Origin of the sequence: Arthrobacter sp. Br18, assembly GCF_000520555.1 — a bacterium.
In the GTDB taxonomy this organism is placed as follows: domain Bacteria; phylum Actinomycetota; class Actinomycetes; order Actinomycetales; family Micrococcaceae; genus Arthrobacter_D.
Genome location: NZ_KI914847.1, coordinates 66,954 through 74,758, shown reverse-complemented (window position 1 = coordinate 74,758; position 7,805 = coordinate 66,954). Strand labels below are relative to the sequence as shown.

At 69.6% G+C, this 7,805-nt stretch carries 9 protein-coding genes; 7 read left to right on the top strand and 2 right to left on the bottom strand.

All coding sequences use genetic code 11. From position 1 onward, the window contains the following. From Y704_RS18840 to Y704_RS25120, 4 genes are all read left to right on the top strand, one after another. Window positions 1-701: hypothetical protein (locus Y704_RS18840; RefSeq protein ID WP_343212808.1), on the top strand; the 701-nt coding region annotated here is incomplete at its 5' end. 187 nt (window positions 702-888) lie between these two features. Continuing rightward, complete coding sequence (locus tag Y704_RS0104025) at window positions 889-1,494, top strand: nitrobindin family protein (protein WP_026549154.1); 606 nt, start codon at window positions 889-891, stop codon at window positions 1,492-1,494. Next, window positions 1,491-2,582 carry a CAF17-like 4Fe-4S cluster assembly/insertion protein YgfZ gene (locus tag Y704_RS25125; RefSeq protein WP_026549153.1) on the top strand — a complete coding sequence of 364 codons (1,092 nt, stop codon included), beginning with the start codon at window positions 1,491-1,493 and terminating at the stop codon, window positions 2,580-2,582. Before Y704_RS0104025 ends, Y704_RS25125 begins: the two co-directional genes overlap by 4 nt. Beyond that, window positions 2,579-2,971 carry an ankyrin repeat domain-containing protein gene (locus Y704_RS25120; RefSeq protein WP_026549152.1) on the top strand — a complete coding sequence of 131 codons (393 nt, stop codon included), beginning with the start codon at window positions 2,579-2,581 and terminating at the stop codon, window positions 2,969-2,971. Before Y704_RS25125 ends, Y704_RS25120 begins: the two co-directional genes overlap by 4 nt. A 17-nt stretch (window positions 2,972-2,988) precedes the next feature. On the opposite strand, the gene Y704_RS0104010 is transcribed toward Y704_RS25120, so the two are convergent. Beyond that, a complete protein-coding gene (locus Y704_RS0104010) occupies window positions 2,989-3,714 on the bottom strand; it encodes a GNAT family N-acetyltransferase (protein ID WP_253904227.1) in 726 nt (241 codons plus the stop codon). Further along, window positions 3,714-4,739, bottom strand: a complete 1,026-nt coding sequence (locus Y704_RS0104005) for a 6-phosphofructokinase (RefSeq protein ID WP_026549150.1) — start codon at window positions 4,737-4,739, stop codon at window positions 3,714-3,716. Before Y704_RS0104005 ends, Y704_RS0104010 begins: the two co-directional genes overlap by 1 nt. A 189-nt stretch (window positions 4,740-4,928) precedes the next feature. Here Y704_RS0104005 and Y704_RS0104000 point away from each other — a divergent pair, with 189 nt between their 5' ends. From Y704_RS0104000 to Y704_RS23220, 3 genes are all read left to right on the top strand, one after another. Next, window positions 4,929-5,795 (top strand): UbiA family prenyltransferase, encoded by an 867-nt coding sequence (locus Y704_RS0104000; protein WP_026549149.1) that lies wholly within the window; start codon window positions 4,929-4,931, stop codon window positions 5,793-5,795. Beyond that, window positions 5,792-7,222, top strand: a complete 1,431-nt coding sequence (locus Y704_RS0103995; protein ID WP_026549148.1) for a phytoene desaturase family protein — start codon at window positions 5,792-5,794, stop codon at window positions 7,220-7,222. Before Y704_RS0104000 ends, Y704_RS0103995 begins: the two co-directional genes overlap by 4 nt. 86 nt (window positions 7,223-7,308) lie before the next feature. Further along, window positions 7,309-7,805 (top strand): hypothetical protein (locus Y704_RS23220; protein WP_035771555.1); only part of this gene is annotated, 497 nt, incomplete at its 3' end.

The window sequence follows — 7,805 nt, the reverse complement described above, 5'->3', positions numbered from 1 at the left end:
CAGGGCTGGTCGGGGCGTCCTATGTCTCGGCAGTCTCGGTGGCAGTGCTCGCGGGAGTCCTTTGCGTGGTCGCCGCGATCGGCTGGCCCCACGTGCTGGGGGTCCCCGCCAAGAAGAGCCAGTCCGCCGTCATCGGCATCAGCGCCGTCCTGGCCGTCGCCGCCGCCGCATCCTCCGCAGGGCCGGACTACATGGTCCGGTTCCCGGCTGCTGTCGCCCTCGGAGTAGGCGCGATCCTGATGATCCAGCTCATCCGAGGAACCGGCCAGAGCCTCCGCCTTGAATCCACCTTCGGTGCCAGCTCCGGCGTCTTCGCCATCGCCCTCGGCTCGGGGTGGGCCGCGGCCGACCGCCTGACGGTCAATTCCACCAACTCCGGGATGATGCTCGTCACCGGGATCAGTATCCTGGCGGCACTCGCTGCGTCCCTGCTGCCCTGGCCCGACCGCCTCACGGCACCCCTGGGCCTGGTGCTCGCCGGCCTCGCCGGGCCACTGGGCGCACTGCTCCTCACTGATGTCCCAGCGCTGCCGGCCGCAGTGCTCGGGATCGTCTGCGGCGCCATGATCGTCTGTGTCCGCCGCCTGCTGATGGTGCGGGATGCGCCGCTGAATACCTTGGCCGCACTCTCGGTGGGGCTCACCCCGGTCCTCTCCGTGGGCGGCATCGTCTACTTCCTCGACAAAGTCCTCTTTGCCTGAAACGAACCGGCTGCGTGTCTTACCGGCCCCGAGCGCGGGATAGGATAAGGGCATGTCGCTTCTTGCACTCGAAATCTTCTTCATCGCCCTGCTGGTCGTTGCGGGCCTCGGTATGGCCGGGTTCGCTGCCCTGGTGGTCACGCGTCTGTACAAAGGCCAGAAGTAGCCGGTCGGACCAGCCAGACCCATGTCGATCGAGCTACCCACCGACCTGACTCCTGAACTCGTTCCCCTCTCGTGGCTCCTGGGCACGTGGGAAGGGACCGGCATGCTCGGTGAAGGCACCGCTGACTCCGAGCGTTTCGTCCAGCACGTCTCCTTCTCCCAGCACGGCCTGCCCTATCTCCAGTACACGGCCGAAAGCTGGCTCGCCGACGAGCACGGAGCCAGGCTGCGGCCCCTGTCGGTCGAAACCGGATTCTGGGCGCTCGACCGCAGGCTCAACGACGCCGACGTCGGGCCGGGCCTGTCACCCGCCGACATCGTTCCCGCGCTCAAGAGCGCCGATGAGGTGGAGCAGTTCCGGAACGCTGCGGGCGGGTTCGACATCACGGCGACGATCGTCCACCCCGGAGGGATCGCCGAACTGTACTACGGGAGTATCAAGGGCCCGCAGATCCAGCTGTCCACGGACCTCGTGATGCGCGGACAGAACTCCAAGGAATACACCGCTGCCACCCGGCTCTTCGGGCTCGTGGAGGGCAACCTCTACTGGCGCTGGGACGTCGCCGCCAACGGCAAGGCGCTCGAAGCCCATGCCTCCGCCATCCTCAAGAAACTGCCACACCCATGACCTACCGCAGCCCCCTGCTCGCCCTGCCCGGCGCCGTCGAGGGCGGAGGCCCCGATGCCGGCGTCGCCTCCCACTACGGCGACCCCTTCCGCGAGCAGCGCGAACTCTCCGGGGGCAGGGCGGTGGTGGACCTGTCCCACCGCGGCGTCGTCACCGTCACCGGCCCGGACCGGCTCAGCTGGCTCAACTCCCTCACCTCCCAGCTCCTGCTGAACCTCGAGCCCGGCCACGGGACCGAGACGCTGCTGCTCACCGTGCAGGGACGCATCGAGTACGGAGCGCGGCTGCTCGACGACGGTGCCACGACCTGGCTGATCGTCGAGGGATTCGAAGCGCAGGGGCTGGCCGCATGGCTGCAGCGGATGAAGTTCATGCTCCGAGTCGAGATCGCCGATGTCTCAACCGACTGGGCCGTCGTCGGAGCCGTGGGACCCGTCGCCGGCCTCGCCGAATCCGCGGTCTGGGTGGACCCCTGGCCCGCTGTCACCGGCGGTGGATTCCCGTATTCGACGGTGTCCGAGGAGGAGCACCCGGGACGGACCCGCCCCTGGTCCGAATACCTCGTCCCGCGCGCCTCCCTGTTCACGGCGGTCTCGTCCCTCGAGGATCACCGGCCCGCCGGCACGATGGCGTCGGAGGCACTCCGGGTAGCGGCCTGGCGCCCCCGGATGGGATTCGAGACCGACGACAAGGCGATCCCGCACGAACTGGATCTCCTTCGGACCGCCGTCCATCTCACCAAGGGCTGCTACAAGGGCCAGGAGACCGTGGCCCGGGTCCACAACCTGGGCCATCCCCCCCGGCGGCTCGTGTTCCTGCACCTCGACGGCAGCCAGCACACCCTGCCGAAGGAGGGCAGCGCCGTCGTGCTCGACGGCCGCACCGTCGGCCGGGCCACGTCGGTGGCGCACCACTGGGAAATGGGACCCATCGCCCTGGCCGTCATCAAGAGGTCGGTCGATCCCGCCGCAACGCTCGTGGTGGAGGACGACGGCGAGAAGTATGCGGCCGCGCAGGAGATCATCGTCGCACCAGATGCCGGCCAGGTGGTGGGCCGGGCCACCGGCTTCCTTCGGGCCCCCCGGTGACATCGGAGGAACCGGGCGCCGAGGCGGCATTCGCTCTCGCCCATGTCCTGTTCGACGCAGCGCGGCAGGGCGACGCCGGCACGCTGAAACGCTACCTCGACGCCGGGGTGCCGCCCGAACTGGTCAACTCCGCCGGCGACACCCTGCTCATGCTCGCCTCCTACAATGGACACCCGGCCCTGGTGAGGGACCTCATTGACCGCGGGGCCGACGTGAACCGGGGAAATGACCGCGGTCAGACACCGCTTGCCGGCGCGGTCTTCAAGGGGCACACCGCTGTTGCCCGCATCCTGCACGCCGCGGGCGCCGACCCCGACGCCGGAACGCCGACGGCCCGCGCCGCGGCGGGAATGTTCGGGAGGACCGAGCTGGAGCAGCTGTTCGGCTGAGCCCGCAGCCGCGGCGGTCACGCGCCGAGGATGACCGAGGTCTGCGTCCCGGCGAAGGCGAAGCCCGCACGCCGCGCGGTGCGCTGCGACGCCGTGTTGTCGGTCCTCACCCTCCACTGGGGAATGAGCCCGGCCGCCATGGCCTCCTCGACCGCCACCGCGACGATGCGCTGGGCGAAACCGCGCCGGCGATGCTGCGGGGGAGTCAGGACACCGAGGTGGGCCAGGATGCCGCTCCACACGTCGTAGCCGGCCCCGGACAGGGGACGGGGGGCGCCGTCGCCGGAGTCGTCCAACAGGACGAAGGGGTACTCCGCGGAGGAGAGCCCGGCCTCGGCCGAGTCATCCGGGGGGCACAAGCGTTCGAGCTGCGTGACGAACGCGGGTTCGCTGGACACCGCAGCCGACGGATCGGGGTCCAGGTCGGGCAGCGCATCGCTGAAGAACAGCTGGGCCTCCCCCAGACCCCGGCCGCCGTACTCACGGCTCAGGGTGAGGAGCGTCGAATGCTGCCGGAGGACCGGACCCGGTAGCTGCTGCGCCGCCGCCACCGCCCAGTCGGGGCCGACGAGCGCTTCCTTGCCGAACATGGTGACGAACGTGATCACCGGCGCGTTGCTGTCCGTGCGGTACAGGCGGCCGGTCGAGGAGTCGGCGAACGCCGTGTCCTCGAAGCCGAGCACCCTCGACCACGCGAGCTGGATGATCGCGACCGTTCCCGGGTCCAGTTCCAGCGGTTCCATCAGCCGAAGAGGATCGCGGCTTCGTCATAGCGGTGCTGCGGAACGGTCTTCAGGTTCCCCAGGGCGGCCTCGAAGCCCACGTGGACGATCTCGGTGCCGTTGAGGGACACCATGGTGCCCCACAGTTCGTCCTTGACGGAATCCACGGCGGCCATGCCCAGGCGGGTGGCAAGAACGCGGTCGAACGACGTCGGAACCCCGCCGCGCTGGATGTGCCCCAGGATGGTGGCCCGGGTCTCGATGCCGGTGCGGGCTTCGAGTTCCGGCGCGAGCTGGTCCGAGATGCCGCCCAGCCGCGGCCTGCCGAACGTATCGAGTCCGCGCTCCGAGTGGGCCTGCTCCAGATGCAGCGGAACGAACCCTTCCGCCACGACCACCAGCGGTGCACGGCCACGCTCATGGGCGTCCGACACCCACGCGGCGATCTGCTCGATGCTGGTCTGCTGTTCGGGAATGAGGATCGCGTGGGCGCCCGACGCCATCCCGGCATGGAGGGCGATCCAGCCCACGTGGCGGCCCATGACCTCGGCGATCATGCAGCGGCTGTGGGATTCACCCGTCGTGCGTAGCCGGTCGATCGCTTCGGTGGCGATCTGCACCGCAGTGTCGAATCCGAAGGTGTAGTCGGTGGCGTCGAGGTCGTTGTCCACCGTCTTCGGAACGCCGACGATCTTCAGGCCCGCATCGGTGAGGCGCTTGGCTGCAGCGAGGGTTCCCTCGCCGCCGATGGCGATCATTGCGTCGATGCCCAGCCTGGCCAGGGTCTCCCGGATGGCGTCGGGTCCGCCGTTGCCGTCGAAGGGGTTGGTGCGTGAGGTGCCGAGGATCGTTCCGCCCTGCTTGGAGATACCCCGGACGGCGTGACGCGGGAGATCGATGATGTCCCCTTCCACCACCCCGCGCCAGCCGTCGCGGAAGCCCACGAATTCCTGATCGTGGGTCTTGATGCCCTTGAGCACCGCACCGCGGATCACCGCGTTCAGGCCGGGGCAGTCGCCTCCGCTGGTGAGAATTCCGATCTTCATGGGGGGATACGTTCCTTCAGCGTTGGTGGACATATGATCGCTGAGCGCGTCGTCGGGCCCAACTATGATTCTAGACACATCACCTTCGCCGGCCGGTTCGGCGCCGCTTGTCCGGCGCTCCACGTAGTGTTGCGGTACCAGTGTCCGCAACGACCCCGCCGAATTCACCATTCCAGGAGGAACACCGCCGTGCCCCAGGCAGGACCAGCGCCCGCAGTCCGCCGGATGGTCCATATCTCCCGGCCGGTCCTGTGGATCAATACCCTCGGAACCGGCGTGGTGGGGATGTGGCTGACCGGCACTCTCTGGGAGGCGGAAGCGGCAGCCCTGCTGATCTGGCTGACACTGCCGTTCAACCTGCTCATCTACGGCGTCAACGACATCTTCGACCAGGACACCGATGCGCTGAACCCCCGCAAGGGCTCCCTCGAAGGGGCGCGCATCCGCTCCATCGAGGTGCGGTCCATCTGGTTCTGGGTCCTCGCCACCAACCTGCCGTTCCTCGCCTACTTCCTGGCCACGCTCCCCGCGGCGGCGCTGCTGTGGATCGCCCTCTACGTGCTCGTCTTCGTCTTCTACTCGGCGCCGCCGCTGCGCTTCAAGGCCCGCGCCTACCTCGATTCCGTCAGCAACGCCGCCTACGCCTTTCCCCTGGTCTTCCTGCCCTACGCGCTGGGCTCCGAGCCGGTCTGGCCCGCAGCCCTCGGCCTCATGGCCTGGAGCGCGGCGAAGCACACCTTCGACGCGGTGCAGGACATCGAGGAGGATCGGGAGGCGGGAATTACGACGACGGCGGTGCGCGTGGGTGCCCGCGGCGTCGTCGCCTGGAGCGGGGGGTGGTGGCTCCTCTCCACCGTCTGCTTCGCGCTGGTGAACCTGCCCGTCGCCGTCGTGAACGCGGGGATCTCCGGCTGGCTGCTCGTGTCACTGCGGCGCTCGCCGTCGCCCGCGACCGGCCACCGGCTGTACCGGTACTCGATTGCGTTCCCCTATGTGGCGGGAACCGTTGCCGGCATGCAACTGGTGGTTGCGCTGACCCTGGGACTGTACCCATGAGCCGGGTGGTGGTGGTCGGCGCGGGCATCGGCGGCCTGGCGGCCGCAGCGCTGCTCGGCTCTGCGGGGCATTCCGTCACGGTTCTCGAGGCGCAGGACCATCCTGGCGGCAAGAGCCGGCGCATCGAGCGAGACGGCCAGCGCATGGACACCGGGCCTTCGCTGTTCACTTTCCCTGCGGTCTGGGATGAGCTCCTGCGCCGTATCGATGCCCGGGGAACGGACGCGGGCTTCGATGCGCGGCGTACCGCCGGTCTGGAACTCGAACGGCTCGAGGAAGTCGGCACCTACTACTACCGGGGGCAGGAATGCTCGCTTCCCGTCCCGCCCGGCCATCCCTGGCATGCGGCCTGGGAACGCTTTGCCGCCCAGCACGGCGGGCTGGGTTCCGACGTCGCCCGGTTGCTGACCACCGGTCCGCTCGACAGCGCGTCCCGGCCGGCGCTGGTCAAGCTCGCCGGTCTCTACGGGCCCAGGCTGACCACGCGGAGCTATCTGGACAGCCTGAGGTGGCTGCCGGAGGGCCTGCGGGAAGTGATCGCCATCCACACACTGAACGCGGGCGTGAGTCCCACCCGGACTCCGGCGCTCTACGCGAGCATGCCCGCGGTCATGGCGGAGGACGGCGTGTGGGTGCCGAAGGGCGGCATCTACGAGCTCGTGGAGGCGCTGCAGCGGCTCGCCATCGCCGGCGGCGTGGAGATCCGGACGGGAGAACCCGTCACCCGGATCCGCGCGCACAGCGTCACGACGGCCCAGGGCACGTACCCGGCCGACGCCGTCGTCAGCGGCCTGGATGCGCACCGCCTCGGTGCGCTGCTCAGCGGACGGGTGCCTCGCTTGCCGCGGAAGCTCACGTGCTCGGCGATCGGTGTGTATGCGGTACTGAACCGGGAGCTTCCGGCCGGCACGCCGCGGCACGGCGTCCTGCTGCCCGATGATCCGCAGGGCCTGTACTCGAGCCTCGAGGCGAACCGCGAGCCGCAGCAGACCATGATTTTCGCCAACTACTATCCGGCCGGCCAGGTGTACCCCAATGATTCCGGGACACTGGCGCTGCTCCTGACCGCGCCGCCGAACGGGCGGACGTATGTGCTGGAGGACCCCTTCGTAATGCGCGAGTTCGACCGCGTGACGCGGGTGCTGGGACTCCCGGAGCCGCTCGCAGCGTACTTCTCGAGCTTCGAGATCCTTGATCCGGGTTACTTCAGCGAGGCGGGGTCGGCGGGCGGTGCCCTGTACGGGGCGGTCCACCCGTCCTGGATGAGCGGGCCGTTCCACGCTCCCGCCCACACCAGCCCGCTGCGGCCGTGGCTGTGGCGTGTGGGCGCATCGGTGCATCCGGGCGGCGGCCTTCCGGCAGTGCTCGGCGGGGCGATGATGTCCACGGAGAAGTTGCTGCACCACCTGGCCGGCGTCCGGGGTTAGGCATGAGCCGGAAGCACACCGTGCCCTGGCAGCGAAACCGGTTTCAAAGCCTCGCGCCCCGAGCGGCGAGCCAGCAGACTGTCCCCATGGGGTGGACGCGCGCAAAGGACTGGCTGATCGGTGCTGCCGGGATGGTCCTCGTCCTCGGGGTCGCGGCTTCAATTCTCTGGTGGGTGGTGAGCGACCCCGTCCACGCGGGCGAGGCAGCGCCTGTGCCGTCGCCGACGGCCGGCGACGAGCGGCCGCCGGGCGCCGAGCCTCCCGCCGACCTGGGCGAGGACGAGGTGTGGCTCGCCGACCTCGAGCTGGACGCCGGGACAGTGGTGACCGCGGGCTCGACGCTCCGCGACGTACGGGCGGTCGGGCAGGACGTGGTCACGGGGCCGGACGGGCTCGTCGCTGCACGGCTCGCCGTGGAGGCGACCGTTCCGTTCGAGGTCGTCGCTGACGAGCTCGGTACCGGGACCGCAGTCCGCGCCGCCGACGGCGGCCAGGCCATGGTGGTTCGCACCGTCGAGGCCCTGGGCCGCGAACTGCGCGTCGTTGCCACCGGCACGGTCGAGGTCGAGGCCGGCCGGCTCGT